We start from the raw sequence: 20,017 nt of genomic DNA on the forward strand, positions 1-20,017 counted from the left end.
GCCGATAATCCCTATGCCCCGTCTTGCACTTTCCGACGGGCGGGGAGGCCGCACGCTTTCACGGCGCGACCTGGGCATTCAATCTATCGATCCATATGTATAAGAACATTACGATTCGGACCAGCCTGACACTGGTCCTAGGTTTGCTTGGCGCACTTCTCGTCCTTGTCAGCGTTCTGGGCCTTCAGGCGCTCAGCTCCAGCAACGATTCCCTGAGCAAGATGGCCACGGAAGACACCCCCGCGCTGGCCGAACTCAAGGGCACCGGCGAGCAGATTCTACGAACCCGGCTGTCGATGGCGACCTACGCCTCGTTTGTCAGCCTCGGGGCGAATCCGGAAGAGTCGGAAAAAGTCCTCAACCGTGGCGCCCAATACATCGCCGCCTCGGACGCGCTCTGGAAGGATTATCTGAAACGTCCCAAAGAAGATGCGCACGAAGCGGAGTTGGCCAAGGCTACCGACGAAAAACGCCGGGCCTTTTTCGATAAAGTCGTGACACCGGCGCTCAATGCCCTCAAGCAAGGCGACGTGGCCGGGTTCCATCAGATTCAGGCGCGCGTCGCGCCGTCTGCCTACAACGGTCTCGATACGGCCCTGCGCGAGCTTCAGGACATTCAGGTTGCCCGCCAGAAAACCCGCTTCGAAGCCGCTCAGCAGCGCTACAACGTCATGCGCGTCGCGTTGGGCGCAACGCTGGCCGTGGCTTTGCTGCTTGCCCTGTGGGGCCGCGCGATGCTTGCGCGCGCCGTGCTGCGGCCGATCCGTGAAGTCATCTCCCATTTCGAACGCATGGCTGCCGGCGATCTGAGCCAACGCGTCGAGCAACGTACGCGTAACGAGATGGGCCAGCTGTTCGGCGCCCTCGGCCGGATGCGCGATGGGCTCGCCACCACGGTTGGCACCGTGCGCGAAAGCACGGAAGCGATTCACGCCAGCGCCCGCGAGATTGCCGACGGCAACGCCGACCTCTCGCAACGCACCGAATCTCAGGCGTCGTCGCTGGAACAGACCGCGGCGAGCATGGAGGAGTTGACGGCCGTCGTCAAACAGAACGCCGAGAATGCCCGCGCCGCCAGCCAGTTGGCGGTAACGGCGTCGGACACTGCGTCACGCGGCGGCGAGGTTGTCCAGGAAGTGGTGACCACCATGCGCGATATCGCCGAGGCGTCGCAAAAGGTCACCGATATCCTGACGGTCATCGATGGCATTGCGTTCCAGACGAACATCCTGGCGCTCAATGCCGCCGTCGAAGCCGCACGAGCCGGCGAACAGGGCCGCGGTTTCGCCGTGGTCGCAGGCGAAGTGCGCACGCTGGCGCAACGCAGCGCGTCGGCTGCCAAGGAAATCAAGGGATTGATCGAAGCGTCGGGCAGCCGTGTCGAGACCGGCACCCGCCTGGTGGAACGCGCTGGCGCCACGATGGTGGAAGTCGTGCAGTCGGTCAAACGCGTGACCGACATCATGGGCGAAATCTCGGCCGCGAGTGTCGAACAGTCTAGCGGCATTGAACAGGTCAACCGGGCCGTGACGCAAATGGACGAGATGACGCAGCAAAACGCCGCGCTCGTGGAAGAGGCGTCTGCCGCAGCCGCCGCGCTCGAGTCACAGGCCGCACGTTTGCGCGAATCGGTGGCGCTGTTCCGTCTGTCCGCCCACGAGGCAACGCGTGCACCCGCAGGCAGCACTGGCGAGATCATGCCCAACGCTGCGCCTGGCACGCTGGCTCTCGCCGCTTGATCCCTGCGCCACCGTCGCCGGCCAATCGGGACGCCAGCGTCCCGCTGGCGGCGGCGGAGATCCTCCTACGCAGTCCCGCCGGCAGACGAGCGCGCCGCATACGGCGCCATGCCTGTACCGCTGCATCGCATCAAATGCTCGCGCGTTGCTCGAAACCTTTGAGTGGCAACTCTGCGACCCACGCCTTGTCGACGTCGCACGACGATACCTGCGCCCCCGGCGGCCCCTGACGCATCCACTCGCACAACGCCAGCAATTGCGCGGCCTCACCCTGCGCGATGACCTCGACCGCACCGTCGCGGCGATTGCGCACCCATCCCACCAGCCCGATCCTGCGCGCTTCGGCCACGCACGCGGCGCGATACCCGACTCCCTGAACCAGGCCGTGCACTACGATCTGCCACGTTGCCGTCATTGCCCCTCCCTGCCGCAATCGATGGATGGATGTACGAAACCATGAAAAGGGGCTCGATTTAATTCGAGCCCCGTTCACTACGTTAGCACACGGCCGGAGGACGTCTAGTAGATGTCGCGCCGATATCGCCCCTGTGCCGACAAGTCGAGCAGAACGTCCGCGCCGAGCGCATCGGCCAGCGCGGCATCCACGGCTGGCGCCATGCCCGCGAGGCTGCCGCACACGTAGATCGATGCGCCGTCGGCCACCCATCCCGCAATGTCTCGCGCCGCTTCGCGCACCCGATCCTGCACGTAGATGCGTTGCGCCTGATCGCGTGAGAATACGAGGTCGACGCGGGCCAGGCCGCCCTGCGCCTGCCATTCGCGCAGGGTCGCGTCGTGGAAACGGTCGTGGGCCGCCTGACGTTCACCGAAGATCAGCCAGTTCCGCACATGTCCCTGCGCAATTCGCTCGGCAAGGTGCGCACGCAGTCCGGCCAATCCTGTGCCGTTGCCGATCAGGATCATGCCACCGGCGTCCGACGGGCCATGGAAGCCCGGGTTCGACCTGACACGCATCGTCACGCTCCCGCCCAACGGCACGCCGTCGGTGAGCCAGCCGGAGCCAAGTCCCAGCGAGCCGTCGGCATTGCGCGTCTGGCGCACGAGCAACATCAGCTGGCCCTCGTCCGGTGTCGACGCAATCGAATACTCACGCTCGGGCAGTGGCGCCAGACGATCCAGCCAATCCTGAAGATCGATCCCCGCCGGCGGGGCAGCCTCGGGCAACACGCGCTCGCGCAGCGCTTCGCCCAACGTCGCCTCTCGCCCGGCGATGCTCACGCGCACGTCGGCCGTCCAGACACTGCCGGCGAGAAAGGCATCAATGCGCGCCGCCGTATGCCGCGGCAGCACCTCGACCAGATCACCCGCCACCCATTGGGCGTCTGGGGGCGGCGTGAAGGCCAGGTGATAGGCCGGCAAACCGGTGCTGCCGGGATTGAGTACGTTGCGCTCGGTCAACGTCCACGACTGGAAGCGAGGGCCGTCGGTGAGCTTCGACGACACCAACGGGCGCCCTAACCATTCGCCAAGGCGCTCTTGCCAGCGAGTCCACGCGCCCGGATCGCCCCGGTCGACTTCGATGGGTTCGAATGCCGCGACGCCGCCCTGCGCGCGCAGCCACCCGTCGAGCTTGCGGCCGAACCCGCAGAATCGGTCGTAATGGCTGTCGCCCAGTGAGAGCATGGCGAAACGTAATGTCGGCAGCGCCATCGCCTGATTCATCAATTGCTGCGCAAACCGGCGCGCGCTGTCGGGCGGCTCGCCGTCGCCGAATGTGCTGACGATGAACAACGCCCGCCTGGCCGTGCCCAGTTGGGCCTGACCGATGTGCGCCAGCGGCTGAATCTGCGCCGGAACGCCCGCGCCCTGCAACATACCGGCCGTCTGCCAGGCAAGCCCCTCGGCCACGCCACTCTGGCTCGCGTAGCCGATCAGCACGCCCTCTTCCGCAAGCGGTGTACCCACGGGTGCGTGTGCGCCATGCTTCACCGTGGCCGGGCGCGCCGCCGCCAATGCGCGCTTCTTCTTGCGACGGTCGAGATACAGCATCCAGCCCGTGACGAAGAACACCGGCATCATGAGACTCGAGAGCAACATGACGATGATGCCTGCCTGACCGAAGAAGCTGCCGCGATGCAACGCGTAGATGCTCGTCATCAACTGGCCGCCCGTCGTTTTCTCCGCGTAACGATCTTCGTTGCGAATCTCGCCGGACACCGCCTCGATATCCATGCGGCTGAACGCCCGCTCATGCGGCGCGGACTTGTCGAGCCACGTCACCTGAAGCGCCCCGCCCGGCTTTTGCGCCGGGCGCAGATAAACTTTGGTGTAGTCAGGCACTCGGGCCGTGAAGCTGTTCCACACCGTGCCCATGTCGTTTGCCGGCGTCGAGGCCAGATCCGGCAACGCCGCCTTCTTGCCCTCGCCCTTCTTTGCCATCTTCGGCTGGGCGGGAGGCTTGTTGCGCACAGGCTGGGGCACACCGGCCACCGAAAACAGCATGCCGCGCCACCAGTCGTACGACCAGTAAAGCCCCGTGGTGGCCGAGAGCAGATATGGCACCAGCACCACCGTGCCAATGACGGCGTGAAGATTCCAGAGGAACGGCCGGCCGCGCTTCTTGAAATCGATATGGAACCAGGCGCGCCAATTGCCAATGCGTCGGGGCCAGCGCAAATACAGACCGCTCAACGCCAAAAGGAAGAGCAGTAGCGTAGCCGCCGCCGTGATCTGTTTGCCGATCCCGTCCACCGTCAGGAAACGGTGGATGTCCATGATGAAGCGGAAGACGACATCGGCTTGCGAACGGCCAAGCATTTGCCCCGTATAAGGGTCGACGAAGTACGTCTCGCCACGCGTCCCGTCGCCGATCGACAGGCGAACGCCGACGGCGTCTTCCGGCGCGCGCGTCACCGTCATGAGCAAAATGCGCCGGTCGGGCACCGCCTCATGCACCCGCGAGACCAGCTCGGGAATGGGCAACGGCGGCGTATCGCGCACGGCCACGGTCATCACACCGGGACTGAAGGCCCGGGTGAGTTCTTCGTAATAGGAAAGCAGTGCGCCGGTGAGACCGACCACTGCCAGCACCAGCCCGGCCGTAATACCGAAGAACCAGTGCAACTGAAACCACAGTCTTTTCATCATTGTTGTCGTCCGACGCACGTCCGTGCGCCGATGGTGGCGCGTGCGTGGCAGGTGTGCCGTGCCGCGATCCCCCCGATGGAGCACTATGCGGCAATTATCGAATGGTATTGCAAACGATTCTCATATTCAATACCCACTTAACTTTCCATACCTTGTAGGCCTCATCCGACAGGAATTTCATAGAAAGGACGACCCCCCGTCGCTTTTTGAACGGTTAGGATGAATTTATCGGCGCGGATGTCCGCGCTCCCGCCCACCGAAACGCCGCAAGTCACACCTCGTCCACCTTTCCCCGGCGCCTGTCGCTCGGCCCGGAAACGAACTTTCGACCTGCGGCACGACAGCGACGGAGTGCCATGCAACCCTTAGCGTCTTCCCTCAACGCCCCGTCGACGACGACACCGGCCGATACTTGCGATGTCGACGTTGCCACGGTGGCATTCTTTTTCGATCTCGACGGCACGCTGGCTCCCCTGGCGTCCCGCCCCGATGCGGTCAGGCTGCCGCGCGACACCGCGAGCGTGCTGGCCCGGCTGTTCGAGCGCACGAATGGCGCCGTTGCGGTCGTCTCCGGGCGGGCTATCGACGATATCGACGGGCTGCTCGCTCCGCTGCGCGTCGCCGCTGCCGGGCTGCATGGTGCCGAAATCCGCCATGCCGACGGAGAATGGGTTCGCGCCGAGGGCCATGCGCTCGACACGGCCCGGGTCGCCGAGATGGCGGCCCCGCTGCGCGCGCTCGTCGCGCAGCATCCCGGCCTGTTGCTGGAGAACAAAGGCAGCGCGCTTGCGCTGCATTACCGCAATGCGCCCGAACTGGCGGGCGTCGCGCGCGACACCATGCGCGTGCTGGCCGATCTGCATGCCGATAGCTTCGCGTTGCAGCCCGGCAAGTTTGTCTTCGAACTGCGGCCACGCCACGTAAGCAAGGGCCGCGCTATCGCCACGCTACTGAAGGAGGCTCCGTTTGCCGGGCGAACGCCGCTGTTTGCCGGCGACGATCTGACCGACGAGGCCGGATTTGCCGACGTGAATGCGCTGGGTGGCATCACGATCAAGATCGGCGAGGGAGACACGTGTGCGCATCATCGTTTGCCGTCGCCGGAAGCCCTCACGGCCTGGCTGCTGACGCTGCGCCACACCGCCCTGCGCCAACCCTCACAGGAGAATGGAGAATGAGTCGCTTAGTCATCGTGTCGAACCGGGTTGCCCCGATCACCGAAGGCAAACCTACCGCCGGCGGTCTGGCCATCGGCGTGTTCGACGCGCTCAAAGACACTGGAGGCATGTGGTTCGGCTGGAACGGCGAAATCAACGCCGAGCCGGCGAGCGCGCCCGAGATTGCCCATCGCAATAACGTCACTTTCGCCACCGTGCCGCTCACGCGCCGCGACTACAACACCTACTATCGCGGCTTTTCGAACGCCACCCTGTGGCCGACATTTCACTATCGCGACGACCTCACCCGCTATCAGCGCGACGACTACAACGGCTACCGCCACGTCAACGCGCGCTTTGCCGCGCTGCTTGCACCGTTGCTCAAACAAGACGATCTGATCTGGGTTCACGACTACCATCTGCTGCCGTTCGCGCAGGCGTGTCGGCAGATCGGTTTGAAGCAACGACTTGGCTTCTTCCTGCATATTCCTTTTCCTTCTCCGCAAGTGCTCATGACCGTGCCACCGCACGAAGCGCTGGTGCGGGCAATGTGCGAGTACGATCTCGTCGGGTTTCAGACGGAAACCGATCGCACCGCCTTCACGGACTATCTGGTTCGCCATGCCGGAGGCACTTTGCACGACGATGGCACCGTCACCGCCTACGAGCGCACGTTGCGCACGGGCGTCTATCCGATTGGTGTCTATCCCGACGAGATCCAGCAGCAAGCGACCGCCCGCGCCACGGTCAAGCACATCCTCGACCTGAAGCAAGGGTTGCAGGAACGCAAGCTCATCATGAGCGTGGACCGCCTGGATTATTCGAAGGGGATGCTAGAGCGATTCCGCGCCTTCGAACGTCTGCTCGAACTGTGGCCGAATCAGCAAGGGACGGTCAGCTTCGTGCAGGTCGCGCCGCCCAGCCGCTCTGACGTGGCCGGATATGGCGAGATCCGCCGGCAGTTGGAGACCGAGGCGGGGCATATCAACGGGCGCTTCTCCGATCTGGCGTGGACACCGCTTCGCTACATCAATAAGCGTTACGATCACGAGGTGCTGATGTCGTTTTTCCGCGCGTCGCAGGTGGGCTACGTCACGCCGCTGCGCGACGGCATGAATCTCGTTGCGAAAGAGTACGTCGCCTCGCAGGATCCGGCAGACCCCGGCGTGCTGGTGCTGTCATGCTTTGCGGGGGCTGCACAGGAACTTGACGGTGCGCTGATCGTGAATCCGTACGATATCGACGGGATGGCCGAGGCGCTGCGCACCGCACTGAACATGTCGCTATCCGAGCGGCAAGCGCGCCACGCCACCATGATGCTGACATTGCGCGAGCACGATCTGTCGGCGTGGCGCGACCGCTTTATCGCCGACCTCCGCGCGCCGAAAGGTGCCGCCAAACCCGCATTGTTACGGCGGCCTCAACCGGCTGCCGCCTGATCGGCCTGACGAAAGCGGCCGCCCAAGCCCGCAAGGAGTCCTGCCATGAGCCAACGCGATCATGCTTCGAGCGCCCCGTGCGTCGAGGTCGAGACCGACGGGCCCGTGACCATCGTCACACTTGCGCGCGCAGCGCGGCGCAACGCCGTTGACCGGCACATGGCCGCCGCGCTGCGCGACGCCTTGCTGGCCTTCGAGCAAGACGACAGTGCCAGCGTTGCCGTGCTTTGCGGCAAAGGGGCGGCGTTCTGCGCAGGCGCCGACCTCTCGGCGTTCGACGACCCGGAACGCCGCAACGAGGTCACGCGCGACGGCAGCGGCGACGGCCCAATGGGACTCACACGCCGGCATCTGGACAAGCCCGTGATCGCGGCCGTGAGCGGACACGCCGTGGCAGGCGGGCTGGAGTTGGCCCTGTGGTGCGATCTGCGCGTGGCAGACGTGTCGGCAACGTTCGGCGTTTTCTGCCGGCGCTTCGGCGTACCGCTCATCGACGGCGGCACGGTGCGGCTGCCGAGACTGATTGGCATGAGCCGTGCGCTTGACATGATTCTCACGGGGCGCGCTGTCGGCGCACAGGAAGCCTACGAGATCGGACTGGTGAACCGGCTGGTGCCGGAAGGCATGGCGCGTCAGGGCGCGCTCGCACTGGCGCAGCAACTCGCCGCGTTGCCGCAAGGCGCCCTGCGGGCGGATCGGCGCGCAGCCTATGCACAATGGGATATGTCGCTGGAGGCCGCGCTGCGTCAGGAAGGCGCCGCCGGACATGCGGTGGTGTTCTCCGAGGGCATTGCCGGCGCTCGCGAATTTCTCGGTGGCGCCGGCCGCCACGGTGCACCGCGCGACAAATCGTAATCAATCCTGCGGTCCCACGGCCTCGACGCAATAGGGCTGCGGCGAGGCCCGGGCCGCCTTACTTGCCCGCCGGACGCGACGACTGCACCTGCTCAAGGCGCTTGCGCAGGCCGTCCGCGATTTCCTTCTGATTCGCCTGCGTGGCGAAGTCGATCGCCGTCAAACCGATCTGGTTCTTCAGGCGCACGTCTGCGCCACCATCGAGCAGCACCTTGCACGTCGTGATGTGGCCGCCGCGCGCTGCCATCATGAGCGGCGTGGTGCCATTGGGCGATTCGGCATCGACGTATGCCGAAGCATCGAGCAGCATCTGCACGATGTCGTCATGCCCGTTGGTCGCCGCGTAATGCAATGGCGCCCAGCCCTTCTTGTTGACCTCTGCATCCTTGTCGATCAGCAGCTTGACCATGGGCGCCAACCCTTGCAGCGACGCAATCATCATGGCGTTTTCGCCTGCCGCGTTGGTCGCGTCGAGATCCGTGCGCTTGTCTTCGATCAGCAGACGCGCCACGTCGACCGACTTCTCGCGCATGGCGATGACCAACAGAGGATTGCCCTTCTCGTCTGTCGAGTTCGGATCGACGCCCGCTTTCAGCGCTTGCGCCACAGCCTTCGTGTCGTTGAAGACAACCGCCTTCACCAGCGCGGTATTGGACGTGGCCGCAGTGGCACACGCCGTCAGCCAGAGCACACTAAGCAACATCCAGGCTCGGATCATCGGAAATTTGCGCATCGGGGGCTCCTGTCGGTAGTCCGTTGAATTACGTAGAACGAATTCGGTCAATCGGGTGATGCAGGTCAGGGCTTTGCCGTTGCGAACAGGCGGAAGAAGTTCTCCGTCGTCGCTTCGGCAATCTTCTGCAACGGCTCGCCGCGCAGGTCGGCGATGAACTCCGCGACATGGCGCACGTAGCCGGGTTGATTGAGCTTGCCTCGATAAGGCACGGGAGCAAGATACGGTGAATCCGTCTCGATCAGCATGCGCTCCAGGGGCACGCGGCGAGCCACGTCCTGCAAGTCTCGCGCGCTCTTGAACGTGACGATGCCCGAAAACGAGATGTAGAAGTTCTGGTCGAGCGCGCCTTGCGCGACATCCCAGCTTTCAGTGAAGCAGTGCATCACCCCCGCCGGCTCGCCCGCCTGCTCTTCTCGCATGATGCGCAGCGTGTCGGCGGCGGCCGAGCGCGTGTGAATGATGAGCGGCTTGCCCGTGGCGCGCGCTGCGCGAATGTGGGTGCGAAAACGCTCGCGCTGCCACTCCATTTCCTCGATGCTCCGGCCTTCCAGACGATAGTAGTCGAGCCCGGTCTCGCCAATGGCCACAACCTTCGGCGTGGCTGCGAGACGCACGAGATCGTCGACACCAGGCTCGGGCGTATCTTCGTAATCCGGGTGCACCCCCACTGAGGCGTACACGTTCTCGTGCTGTGCAGCGATCTCGAGCACTTGAGGAAGCGTTGGCAGATCGACCGAGACGCACAGGGCGTGGCTTACCTTGTTCTCGCGCATGCGCGCGAGCAGGTCGGGCATCTGCTCGGCCAGTTCCGGAAAATTGATATGACAGTGCGAATCGATGAACATGATGTGTGATCGGTTGCCGACGGCCTGCATCAAAGCGATGCCGGTCCGCCAAACAACTGTTTGTATTGCAGGAAAAGCGCCTCGAGCAGCACGCGCGTATTGAGCGGGTGGTTCTGCACCTGCCGTTGCTGCGCAAGCTCACGCAGGAAACCCAGCAAATGGACGTCGTCAGTCGTGTCGCCGCAATGGCGCAAGGCCTGCGCGTGACTTGGGAAGAAGCGGACGGTGCCGGCCATGCGCTCCGCCAGCACGTCGAAGCACCATCGCTGCAACGTCTCCAGAATGCCCGGCAGGCTGCCCTTGTGCAATTGCTCGGCACAGGCGAAGGCATCGATCGCCGCGCCCTGCGCCAATTGACCCAGCAGCCAGTCGCGCCAGCCGCGCTCTTCGGGTTCGGCCAGCGCACGCGCCGACAGCGGTGCGCCTCCGGCCTCGGCTAGCACGGCGGCAGCCTTGGCGGCATCGAGCCCTGCTTCCGCCATGAGCCATTTCGACGCCTGGGCGCCGTCCGGACGCGTGAGTATCAGGCGACGGCAGCGCGACAGGATCGTCGGCAAAAGCCGGTCGGGCTGCGTCGTCACCAGCAGAAACACCACCCCTTCGGGGGGCTCTTCGAGTGTCTTGAGCAGAGCATTCGCCGCATGCACGTTGAGCGATTCCGCCGGATACAGCAGCACAACGCGCAGCCCCTGACGGTGCGAGCCAACACTTGCGAAGTCGATCACTTCGCGCACCTGCTCGATCTTGATTTCCTTGCTCGGTGTCTTGGTCTTCTTGTCGCCATCGGCTTCGGCACGCGCCTCGGCGCCCGGCAGGCTGTCCGCCAATATCTCAGGGCAGATGGCGCGAAAGTCCGGGTGATTGCCGCTCGAGAGCCACTGGCACGCTCCGCAGGCGCCACACGGCAGATGGTCGTCGCGCGGCGACTCGCACAGCAGCGCCTGCGCGAACGTACGGGCAAGCTCGATCTCGCCAATGCCCGGCACGGCTTGCAATAGCAGCGCGTGCGGCATCTGGGCGCGCAGGTCGTTAAGGCGTGTCCAGTCCTGTGACTGCCACGGAAACAGCATGTAGGCTCCTTGGCCGGATGAGGCGTCTCGTGCGGAACGGCGAAGTGCTCAGACTGGGGGCCCCGGTCGTCCCGGCGACACGCCGCAGATGTCCCGCACGTCGATGGAATAAGCGGATTATCGCGTATCGCGCGCCGGCACGCTCAATGCCCGGGCAAGCCCAGACGGGCGAATACGCCTGCGAGTTGGCCGGCAATCGCTTCTATGCTCTGCGCGGCGTCGATCACGACAAAACGGCCACCCGATGCCTCGGCGCGGCGCAGATATTCCTCTCGCACACGCGTGAAGAACGCGGCCGATTCGCGTTCGAACTTGTCTGGGGTCCGGGCGCCGGCCAGCCGCGCGGCGGCAATCGCCGGATCGAGATCGAACAGAATCGTCAGATCGGGCTGACGCGTGCCCTGCACCCAACGCTCGAGCGTCGTCAATTTGTCGAGCGACAGGCCACGTCCGCCGCCCTGATACGCGAACGTCGCGTCGGTAAAGCGGTCCGAGACGACCCAGTCACCGCGTGCGAGCGCCGGCTCGATCACTTTGACCAGATGTTCCCGGCGCCCTGCGAACATCAGCAGCGCCTCCGTCTCGATATCCATCGGTTCGTCGAGCACGAGCTTGCGCAGCGCCTCGCCCAGCGGCGTGCCGCCGGGTTCTCGCGTGGCGACGACCGTGCGTCCCACGCTGGCGAGGCCCTGACGCAACGTGTCGACGAAAGCGTTGACGTGAGTGCTCTTGCCCGCACCGTCAATGCCCTCGAAGGTCACGAACTTGCCCGGCACGGCTGCCGGTGCCACGGAGGATTGCGTCATTGTTCACCTCGCTGATATTTGTCCACGGCGCGATTGTGCTCCTGGAGATTCGTCGAGAAATGGCTTGTGCCGTCGCCACGCGCTACGAAGTACAGCGCATCGGTCGGCGCGGGATTCAGCGCCGCTGCCAGCGACGCCACGCCCGGTAGCGCAATGGGTGTGGGCGGCAGGCCGGCGCGCGTGTAGGTGTTGTACGGCGTATCGGTTTGCAGGTCGCGCTTGCGCAGCCGCCCGGTGTACTGATCCCCCATGCCGTAGATCACTGTCGGATCGGTTTGCAGCAACATGCGCTTACGCAGTCGGTTGATGAACACGGCCGCGACCTGCCCTCGCTCCACCGCCTGCCCCGTCTCTTTCTCCACGAGCGATGCCATGATAAGCGCCTCGTAGGGTGTCGTGTACGGCAGTCCCGGTGCCCGCGCGGCCCACGCTTCGTCCAGACGCTTCTGCATCAGGCGATAGGCGCGCTTGTAGACATCGATGTCGCTCGTGCCTTTCGGAAAAAGGTAAGTGTCGGGGAAGAACATGCCTTCGGCCTCGGCGCGGTCTGCGCCCACCAGTTGCATGATGTCGGCATCGGGCAAACCCGCCGTATCGTGACGCAGCGCCGGATTGGCATCGATCTCCGAGCGCATCTTCTTGAAGGTCCATCCCTCGATGATCGTCACCACATACTGGTTGACGTCGCCACGTGCGAGCTTTTCCACCACTTCGATGGGCGTGATGCCGGTCGCGAACTCATAGTTGCCCGACTTGAGCTTGGTGCCCACGTCCATCACACGGGCAAGCAGGTTGAACAGGAGCGGAGGCACCGGCACGCCGCCGTTGCGCAATTGCGCAGCCACGCTGCGCACCGAACTGTACGGCTTGATCGTCACGTCAAGTGTCGGCTTGTCTAGTTGCAGAGGGGCCTGCGCCCAATAATAGAAAGCGCCGCCCGCCGCCAGCGCGGCGACAATCAGCAGAACCAACAGGCGTTTGATGAAAGACATGAATTGCAGGGTAAGCCGTGTGTCGACAGCAGCGGGTTCGGGGGACTCGGTCAGCCGGACTTGCGTGGCGACGACGGTGTCGAGAGGCGCGTTTTGCGCGTCGAACCGGGCTCGCACGTCCTGGCGGAAGACCCAATATAATACTTTGACTTGCCGAACCCTCACAGATTGACAGGCTCTCCCGTTTATGACCTCCCAATGGCGTGATCTTCTGCCCCAAGCGGCAGCCGCTTCCTCCCTCGACGCGACGTCCGACGCGAGTGCTCGCGCGGCTCAGTTCGCGGCGTTGCAAACCGGCAGTTTCGTCTCGCTCGCCAGCGATACCGGCCTCATCGCGGTGACTGGCGCCGACGCGGCGGCCTTCCTTCACGGTCAACTGACCAACGATGTCGAGCGCCTTTCCTCCGCTCAGGCGCGTTTGGCCGGATATTGCTCCGCCAAAGGACGGTTGCTCGCAACGTTCCTGATGTGGCGAGACACGTCGGCCGACGCCACGATCTATCTCGCTTGCGATGCCGACGTGCAGGCGGCCGTGCAAAAGCGCCTCTCGATGTTCGTTCTGCGTGCGAAGGCCAAACTGACGGACGGCACCGCGACCCATGTGCTGCTCCAGGTCGGTGGCCCTGCGGCCGAGGCCGTTTTGGCCAACACGTTCCCGGCGTTGCCCGCCGCCGCGCTTGCTGCCGCTCACGCAACCCTTGGCGATGCGCCGACCAGCCTGATTCGTTTGCCTGACGCCGGCACGGCGCGCGCGCTCTCGCGCTTCCTGTGGAGCGTGCCGGTCACGCACGCCGCCGAGGCGTGGGCGGCCCTGACGCAGGCGGCGGGCCTCACCGTCGTCCCGCCGGCCCTCGCGGCATGGCTCGACGTGCATAGCGGGGTCGCGCGAGTCACCACCGCGACGCAGGAGCAGTTCGTCCCGCAGATGGTGAACTGGGAGGTCGTGGGCGGCGTGAATTTCCGTAAAGGTTGTTACCCCGGACAGGAAGTGGTTGCCCGCAGCCAGTATCGCGGCACAATCAAGCGTCGCCTGCATCTTGCGCACGTAAGCGGCGTACAACCAGCGCCGGGACAGGCATTGATCGAGACGAGCGATCCCGACCAACCGTGCGGCATGGTGGTACAAGCCGCGCCGGCCCCGGACGGCGGCTACGACCTGCTCGTAGAGGTGAAGCTGGCCGCACGCGAAGCCGACGACGTGAGGCTCGGCAGTGCCGACGGCCCGGCCCTCGCTTTCGCCGATTTGCCATACGAGATCATCGATCCGACTGAAACGCCCGCGTCGTCTGCGGCGGCCTCCTGATCTGGCCGCCCAGCGATTGCCCATGGACTGTTACGTCTACTACCGTGTCTCGTCGCACAACGCAGCCGCGGCACATGCCGCCGCTGCACGGCTCTTCACGCTGGCGGCGTCACGCTTCGGCGTGTCGGGGCGGTTGCAACGGCGCGCCGACGCCTCCGCCAACGACGCGACCAGCGGCACCACGACCTGGATGGAACGATACGACAGCGCGAGCCCTGCCTTCATTGCCTCACTTGCACAATTGGCGGCCGAGTCGGGCCTGACGGCGCTGATTGAAGGCGAGCGTCATACCGAATGCTTCGTTGACGCGCAAACCCCATGTGCCTGATTGTCTTCTCGTGGCAACCCGATACCGACACGCCGCTGATTCTGCTCGCCAATCGGGATGAGTTCTTCGAGCGTCCTGCCGAGCCGATGCACTGGTGGCACGACCGCCCGGATGTGCTTGGAGGCCGGGATCTGCGAGGCGGCGGTACGTGGATGGGGGTCAATCGCGCCGGGCGGTTCGCTGCACTCACGAACTTCCGCGACGGCCGCGCGCCGATGGCGTCGAAGGACGCGCCGTCTCGAGGCCTGCTGGTCTCGGCCATGCTCGACGCGACGTCGTTCGACGCCGATCTCGCACGCGTCGAGCGGCATGCACATGAGTACGCAGGCTTCAATTTACTCGCGGGCGATCTGCCCGCAGGCAAGCTGTTCTGGTTGGGAAACCGGGCCGATCACGTTGGCGGCAACCTGAAAGCGCCACCGGCAATACCCGTCAATCCTGTCGCGCACGCCATCTCCCCCGGACTGCACGGTCTGTCCAACGCCGTGATGGATACCCCCTGGCCGAAACTGCTCAGTCGCCGCGACGCACTTGCGGACGCAATTTCGCGTAACGCCGACGACGCCACGCTGTTGCAGATCATGCGCGACCCGACCGAAGCGCCAGACGACGCCCTGCCTGAAACGGGTGTCTCGCAGACATTGGAACGCACGCTTTCGGCAGCATTCATCGCATCACCGGCCTACGGAACGCGATGCACGACGCTGCTCCGCTACCACCGCGATGGTCGCATCGACATGGTGGAAGCGACCGTAACGCCGGGACAATCCCCCAAAGTGCTCTCCGATCGTCGCGATTTCTCCTTCGTCATCGACGCCAAACGCACTTAACGGCACGTCGCCGTTTATTCCCATCTTTGGGACGTGCTTCTCAATTTCGACACTTAAATTGGGAATCGCGCTGCATCGGCTGGCGGTGATTTTGCCAACTGCCTCAGCCCGTGACCGTGAAAACAGAAAGACACACCACTCCTGAAACTCAGGAATCCTTGATAAATTCGATAATAATCCCGCGCTATACCAACCGCACAATCTGCTTGCCGAAGTTTTCCCCTTTGAGCAGCCCCAGGAACGCCGCAGGCGCGTTTTCGATGCCTTGGGCCATCGTCTCGCGATAGCGCAACTCACCAGCGGCAATCGCGTCAGTCAGTTCTTTCAGCGCTTGCGGCCAGACGTCCATGTGCTCAGTCACGATGAAACCTTCGAGTCGTACGCGGTTCGTGAGCAACAGCGCCGGATACTTCATCGGAATCGGGTCGCCGTTGTAGCCGGAGATCATGCCGCACAAAGCAATGCGCGAGTGTGCATTGAGATTGCGCATGACGGCATCCAATACCTCACCCCCAACGTTCTCGAAATAACCGTCGATACCGTCGGGTGCTGCGGCGCGCAGCGCATCGTTCAGATTGCCTGCCTTGTAGTCGATACAGGCATCGAAGCCCAGTGTGTCCACGACGTAGGCGCACTTTTGCTCGCCGCCGGCAATGCCGATCACACGACACCCGGCGCGTTTGGCCAATTGGCCGACCACGCTGCCCACCGCACCGGAGGCCGCGCTGACCGCCACCGTCTCCCCGGCTTTCGGCGCGATGATGTGGTTCAGGCCATACCACGCGGTCACGCCAGGCATGCCGGCAACCCCAAGATAAGCGCTCATCGGCACGCGTGCATCGTGCAGACGACGCAGGTTGCTGCCGTCCGAAATGCCGTACTCCTGCCAGCCGAACATGGCGGTGACGGCATCGCCCGGCTGCCAGTCGGGATGGCGCGATTCGATTACCTCACCGACTGTCGCGCCGATCATCACCGTATCGAGCGGCTGCGGCGGGGCGTAAGACTTCGTATCGTTCATCCGGCCGCGCATGTACGGGTCGAGGGACAGGTAGAAGTTTCGGACCAGCACCTGCCCGTCACCAAGTTCCGGTAACTCCGGTGCGGCCAGATGAAAATTGTCCAGCGTGGCTTCGCCCTTCGGGCGTGAAACCAGCAAAATCTGGCGATTGATCGTCATGGTATTCCCTCCGCATCAACTGCATTGGTCGGGTAGCGACAATCGCTACCCGTTACGGTCTCAATAGGCTCGCCTCGCACGGGCGCCCCATACCGGTCAACAGCGCTTTACCCACGCATCGACCGGCAACGTCGTCGTCGACAGCGAGACGTTTTCCGGGCAATCGTCAGTCGCCGCTCGGGGCGTCGGGGCGTCGCTGCTCCCGCACGGTACGCCCGACCGCAAGGCGACGCAGATACTTGAAGGTCCCCATCGCCTTCGCTACCAGCTTGTCGTTGACGTCGCGCACCTCGCCCTCACAATAGGCCATCGTCGTGGAGCGATGCAGGAGACGCCCGAACGCGCGCATCTCGCCGGTGCCAGGTTGCATGAAACTCGTCTTCATCTCGATAGTCACCACGCCCGAGCCTTCCGGCGCCACACTCCGGCAAGCGGTGCTCAGGGCAACATCAAGCATCGCCATCGTGACCCCGCCGTGCATCACCTCCCAGCTATTGAGATGCTGAGGCGCCAGCGAGAGCCGTAACACCGACTCGCCCCCCTCAGCACTCAGCAATTCGATGCCGAGGTGATCGATAAAACCTGAACGGATCGAGAGCGCAGTCATCAGAAACTCCGGCCACATTGGCCATTACGGTAGAACTTGTCCATCGTCACGACATCATTTAGCGACGCAAAGCGAAGCGCATTGCGTCTGTTATTCACTCGGTGGCCCGCCACTCGCCCACGACTCCCCCGCTATTCGCGCGATACACCTGCGGCAGCCAGCGACGCCCACGCCCTGGCGAGCGAGCCGTTCAGATCGATAGCACGGCAGGCGTGCTCGATCACACAAACGTCGAAGCCCGCCGCCCGGGCGTCGAGCGCACTCCACGCCACACAGAAATCGGTCGCCAGTCCAACACAGTGCACGCGTCTCACGCCCTTGTCCCGCAAATACCCCGCGAGCCCCGTGGGCGTCTTGCGGTCTGCTTCGAGAAACGCCGAATAGCTATCGACATCGGCCTGATACCCCTTACGCACCACGGCCTGCGCGTGCGGAATATGCAAATCCGCATGCAATGCCGCCCCCTGCGTATCCTGCACGCAGTGGGCAGGCCACAGGACCTGTTCGCCATACGGCAAGGTCATCGTCTCGAACGGCCGACGCCCCTCGTGATTCTCGGCAAACGACACGTGCCCAGACGGATGCCAGTCCTGCGTCAACACCACATGGGCGAACTTTCCCGCCAACGCGTTGATCGCCGGCACCACCTCGTCACCGTGAGGCACGGCCAAGGCCCCTCCGGGCATGAAATCGTTCTGCACGTCGATCACGAGCAGTACTTCGTCCATCGGCTTCATATCATTGCCCCTAAACTATTCCCGCGATATGGCCAATACTGCCGGATGCAGGTGATAAAGCCGATACGGACAGGACACCTCGACGCAGCAGCCCTTTCCTATCGACCCCGTGTTGCTTACCCGTTGAAACGCTTGCCGGCTTCCGCCAGTTCCACGAGCCGTGCGGCCGGTGTCCAGTCCGCGCCGTGCTCACCCTGCTCGAACTCCCGCACCCGTGCAAGCACCTTGTCGAGCCCGACCATGTCGGCATAGAGCATCGGCCCGCCACGCCACAGCGGGAAGCCGTAGCCATTCAGATACACCATATCGATGTCGGATGCGCGCGCCGCCGTTCCGTCGGCGAGCACCTTTGCCCCTTCGTTCACCAGCGCATAGACGAGACGGTCGACAATCTCGCCGTCGGAGAACGCGCGAGGCACAATCCCGTTCGCCTTGCGATAGTCGTCGAGCATCTGCGCAATTTTGGCCGACTCACGCGGCGTGCGGTCGCCCTCAGCGTAGTCGTACCAGCCAGCGTGGGTTTTCTGGCCATAGCGGCCTGCTTCGCACACCACATCGGCAATCCTGGGATACACAATGCCGGGGTGTTCGGCATGACGACGCTTGCGAATCGCCCAGCTGACATCGTTGCCAGCCAGGTCGCTGGTGCGGAACGGCCCCATGGCGAAGCCGAAGCGCTCGATGGCAGCGTCGACCTGCGCGGGCGTCGCGCCCTGCTCGACCATCCATTGAGACTGCTTGAAATACGGTTCGAGCATGCGATTGCCAATAAAGCCGTCGCACACCCGAGCCACGACAGCGAGCTTGCCAATTCGTTTGGCGAGCTTCATGACGCTCGCCAATACGTCCTTGCCCGTATGGGCGCCGCGCACCACCTCGAGCAAGCGCATGACGTTGGCGGGACTGAAGAAATGCATGCCGATGACGTCCTGCGCCCGCGACGTGGTTTCAGCCAGCACATCGAGATCGAGCGTCGACGTGTTCGACGCCAGAATCGCACCGGGTTTGGCCACCTTATCGAGTTCGCGGAACACCACTTGCTTGATGGCCATATCCTCGAACACCGCCTCCACAATCAGATCGGCATCTGCGACCGACGTGAAATCGGTACTGCCTTGAATACGTGCCAGCCGCTTTTCAGCCTCGTCGGCTGCCAGCTTGCCCCGGGTCACGGCACGTGCGTAATTGCCGCGCATCGACTCGACACCGCGCGCTAACGACGCCTCGGTCGTGTCGATCAGCACTACCGGAATTCCAGCGTTCGCGAACGTCATGGCAATGCCGCTACCCATCGTTCCGGCACCGACGACCGCCACGCGCTCGATGGTGCGTACCGGGGTATCGTCGGGCACGTCGACAATCTTGGCTGCGGCACGCTCCCCTAGGAACGCGTGACGCAGCGCCTTCGATTCCGGCGAACTGACCAGCGCGACAAAACACTCGCGCTCGAACTTCACCCCTTCATCAAACGGACGTTGCAGCGCCGCTTCGACTGCCGCCACACATTTCTGCGGCGCAGGAAAATGGGGCTGCTCGCGCTGTACCTTGTCTCGCGCGGCATCAATGGCAGCCTGCCCCGAACCGTCAGCGTCGTCGATGGCAACGTCGCGCAATCGCGGCAAGGTGCCGCCTTGGGCGGCAATCTCGCTGGCAAAGGCAATGGCCCCCGCGAGGAGATCGTCATGACTGCCTTCGATGAGCTTCGAGAAGAGCGTGCCGACGAGCGTTTCGGACTTCACGACACGGCCCGACACCACCATATCGAGCGCACGCGCCACACCGATGGCGCGCGGCAGTCGCTGCGTGCCACCAGCACCGGGCAGCAGACCCAGCTTCACCTCGGGCAGGGCAATCTGTGCCCCCGGCAACGCCACGCGATAGTGACATGCGAGTGCCAATTCGAGACCGCCGCCCATTGCCACCGCGTGCACCGCCGCGACGACAGGTTTCTTGCAAGCGTCGAGCGCGGCAATCACGTCGACCAACAGTGGGCTCTGCGTCGCCTTCGGCGTGTTGAACTCACGAATATCGGCACCGCCGGAAAAAGCCTTCCCCCCGCCGATCAGCACCACGGCGCGAACCTGAGCGTCGGCCTGAGCTTGCGCGATGCCATCGGCAATACCCGCCCGTGTGGCATGTCCCAGGCCATTCACCGGGGGATTTTCCAGCGTGATGACGGCCACGCCGTCACGAACCTCATAAGCCGTGCTCATTGTTGTCTCTTTCCTTATTTATGTGCGTCGTTGGGGGCGCCGCAGGCGCTCCGACTGCGGCAAGACGATCGT

The 20,017-nt window shown here is 64.0% G+C and carries 18 protein-coding genes; 7 read left to right on the forward strand and 11 right to left on the reverse strand.

What is annotated here, in order from left to right; all coding sequences use genetic code 11:
* Positions 1-95: 95 nt before the first annotated feature.
* Positions 96-1,739 carry a methyl-accepting chemotaxis protein gene (locus AT395_RS14390; protein ID WP_048629558.1) on the forward strand — a complete coding sequence of 548 codons (1,644 nt, stop codon included), beginning with the start codon at positions 96-98 and terminating at the stop codon, positions 1,737-1,739.
* 130 nt (positions 1,740-1,869) lie between these two features.
* On the opposite strand, the gene AT395_RS14395 is transcribed toward AT395_RS14390, so the two are convergent.
* Together AT395_RS14395 and AT395_RS14400 are read right to left on the reverse strand one after the other, a co-directional pair.
* Positions 1,870-2,154 (reverse strand): acylphosphatase, encoded by a 285-nt coding sequence (locus AT395_RS14395; protein WP_042116194.1) that lies wholly within the window; start codon positions 2,152-2,154, stop codon positions 1,870-1,872.
* A gap of 104 nt (positions 2,155-2,258) precedes the next feature.
* Positions 2,259-4,847: a PepSY domain-containing protein gene (locus AT395_RS14400; RefSeq protein ID WP_048629559.1), complete on the reverse strand. Its 2,589-nt coding sequence runs from the start codon at positions 4,845-4,847 to the stop codon at positions 2,259-2,261.
* A gap of 356 nt (positions 4,848-5,203) precedes the next feature.
* Here AT395_RS14400 and otsB point away from each other — a divergent pair, with 356 nt between their 5' ends.
* From otsB to AT395_RS14415, 3 genes are read left to right on the forward strand one after another with little or no spacing between them, the layout of a single operon-like run.
* The gene (gene otsB / locus AT395_RS14405; RefSeq protein WP_082164854.1) at positions 5,204-6,025 is read left to right on the forward strand and encodes a trehalose-phosphatase; all 822 of its coding nucleotides are present in this window, start codon (positions 5,204-5,206) and stop codon (positions 6,023-6,025) included.
* Positions 6,022-7,443, forward strand: coding sequence for an alpha,alpha-trehalose-phosphate synthase (UDP-forming) (gene otsA / locus AT395_RS14410; RefSeq protein ID WP_042116198.1), 1,422 nt, complete (start codon positions 6,022-6,024; stop codon positions 7,441-7,443). Before otsB ends, otsA begins: the two co-directional genes overlap by 4 nt.
* Before the next feature lie 45 nt (positions 7,444-7,488).
* Complete coding sequence (locus AT395_RS14415; protein ID WP_042116200.1) at positions 7,489-8,298, forward strand: crotonase/enoyl-CoA hydratase family protein; 810 nt, start codon at positions 7,489-7,491, stop codon at positions 8,296-8,298.
* A 58-nt stretch (positions 8,299-8,356) separates the two neighbouring features.
* On the opposite strand, the gene AT395_RS14420 is transcribed toward AT395_RS14415, so the two are convergent.
* The 5 genes from AT395_RS14420 to mltG form a co-directional block, all read right to left on the reverse strand.
* On the reverse strand, positions 8,357-9,031 hold the full coding sequence (locus AT395_RS14420; RefSeq protein WP_042116201.1) for an ankyrin repeat domain-containing protein: 675 nt from the start codon (positions 9,029-9,031) through the stop codon (positions 8,357-8,359).
* Positions 9,032-9,096: 65 nt separating this feature from the next.
* Positions 9,097-9,879, reverse strand: coding sequence for a TatD family hydrolase (locus tag AT395_RS14425; protein ID WP_042118626.1), 783 nt, complete (start codon positions 9,877-9,879; stop codon positions 9,097-9,099).
* A gap of 29 nt (positions 9,880-9,908) precedes the next feature.
* Positions 9,909-10,949 (reverse strand): DNA polymerase III subunit delta', encoded by a 1,041-nt coding sequence (gene holB / locus AT395_RS14430; RefSeq protein WP_042116202.1) that lies wholly within the window; start codon positions 10,947-10,949, stop codon positions 9,909-9,911.
* A 143-nt stretch (positions 10,950-11,092) separates the two neighbouring features.
* Complete coding sequence (tmk, locus tag AT395_RS14435; RefSeq protein ID WP_042116204.1) at positions 11,093-11,755, reverse strand: dTMP kinase; 663 nt, start codon at positions 11,753-11,755, stop codon at positions 11,093-11,095.
* Positions 11,752-12,747 (reverse strand): endolytic transglycosylase MltG, encoded by a 996-nt coding sequence (mltG, locus tag AT395_RS14440; RefSeq protein ID WP_048629636.1) that lies wholly within the window; start codon positions 12,745-12,747, stop codon positions 11,752-11,754. Before mltG ends, tmk begins: the two co-directional genes overlap by 4 nt.
* Positions 12,748-12,934: 187 nt before the next feature.
* Between mltG and ygfZ the strand changes: the two genes are divergently transcribed.
* The 3 genes from ygfZ to AT395_RS14455 are packed head-to-tail and all read left to right on the forward strand — an operon-like array spanning position 12,935 to position 15,208.
* A complete protein-coding gene (gene ygfZ, locus AT395_RS14445; protein ID WP_082164855.1) occupies positions 12,935-14,050 on the forward strand; it encodes a CAF17-like 4Fe-4S cluster assembly/insertion protein YgfZ in 1,116 nt (371 codons plus the stop codon).
* Positions 14,051-14,072: 22 nt separating this feature from the next.
* Positions 14,073-14,378 (forward strand): DUF4936 family protein, encoded by a 306-nt coding sequence (locus AT395_RS14450; RefSeq protein ID WP_042116206.1) that lies wholly within the window; start codon positions 14,073-14,075, stop codon positions 14,376-14,378.
* The gene (locus AT395_RS14455) at positions 14,369-15,208 is read left to right on the forward strand and encodes an NRDE family protein (protein WP_052765646.1); all 840 of its coding nucleotides are present in this window, start codon (positions 14,369-14,371) and stop codon (positions 15,206-15,208) included. Before AT395_RS14450 ends, AT395_RS14455 begins: the two co-directional genes overlap by 10 nt.
* Before the next feature lie 184 nt (positions 15,209-15,392).
* On the opposite strand, the gene AT395_RS14460 is transcribed toward AT395_RS14455, so the two are convergent.
* The 4 genes from AT395_RS14460 to AT395_RS14475 all read right to left on the reverse strand — a co-directional run bounded on the left by AT395_RS14460 (position 15,393) and on the right by AT395_RS14475 (position 19,945).
* Positions 15,393-16,388: an NADP-dependent oxidoreductase gene (locus AT395_RS14460; RefSeq protein ID WP_042116208.1), complete on the reverse strand. Its 996-nt coding sequence runs from the start codon at positions 16,386-16,388 to the stop codon at positions 15,393-15,395.
* Between the two features lie 166 nt (positions 16,389-16,554).
* Complete coding sequence (locus tag AT395_RS14465; RefSeq protein WP_082164864.1) at positions 16,555-16,995, reverse strand: PaaI family thioesterase; 441 nt, start codon at positions 16,993-16,995, stop codon at positions 16,555-16,557.
* 131 nt (positions 16,996-17,126) lie between these two features.
* The gene (gene pncA / locus AT395_RS14470) at positions 17,127-17,732 is read right to left on the reverse strand and encodes a bifunctional nicotinamidase/pyrazinamidase (RefSeq protein WP_048629561.1); all 606 of its coding nucleotides are present in this window, start codon (positions 17,730-17,732) and stop codon (positions 17,127-17,129) included.
* Between the two features lie 116 nt (positions 17,733-17,848).
* Positions 17,849-19,945 carry a 3-hydroxyacyl-CoA dehydrogenase NAD-binding domain-containing protein gene (locus AT395_RS14475; protein ID WP_048629562.1) on the reverse strand — a complete coding sequence of 699 codons (2,097 nt, stop codon included), beginning with the start codon at positions 19,943-19,945 and terminating at the stop codon, positions 17,849-17,851.
* Between the last annotated feature and the right edge of the window lie 72 nt (positions 19,946-20,017).

The organism is Pandoraea apista (assembly GCF_001465595.2).
Taxonomy (GTDB): Bacteria; Pseudomonadota; Gammaproteobacteria; order Burkholderiales; family Burkholderiaceae; genus Pandoraea; species Pandoraea apista.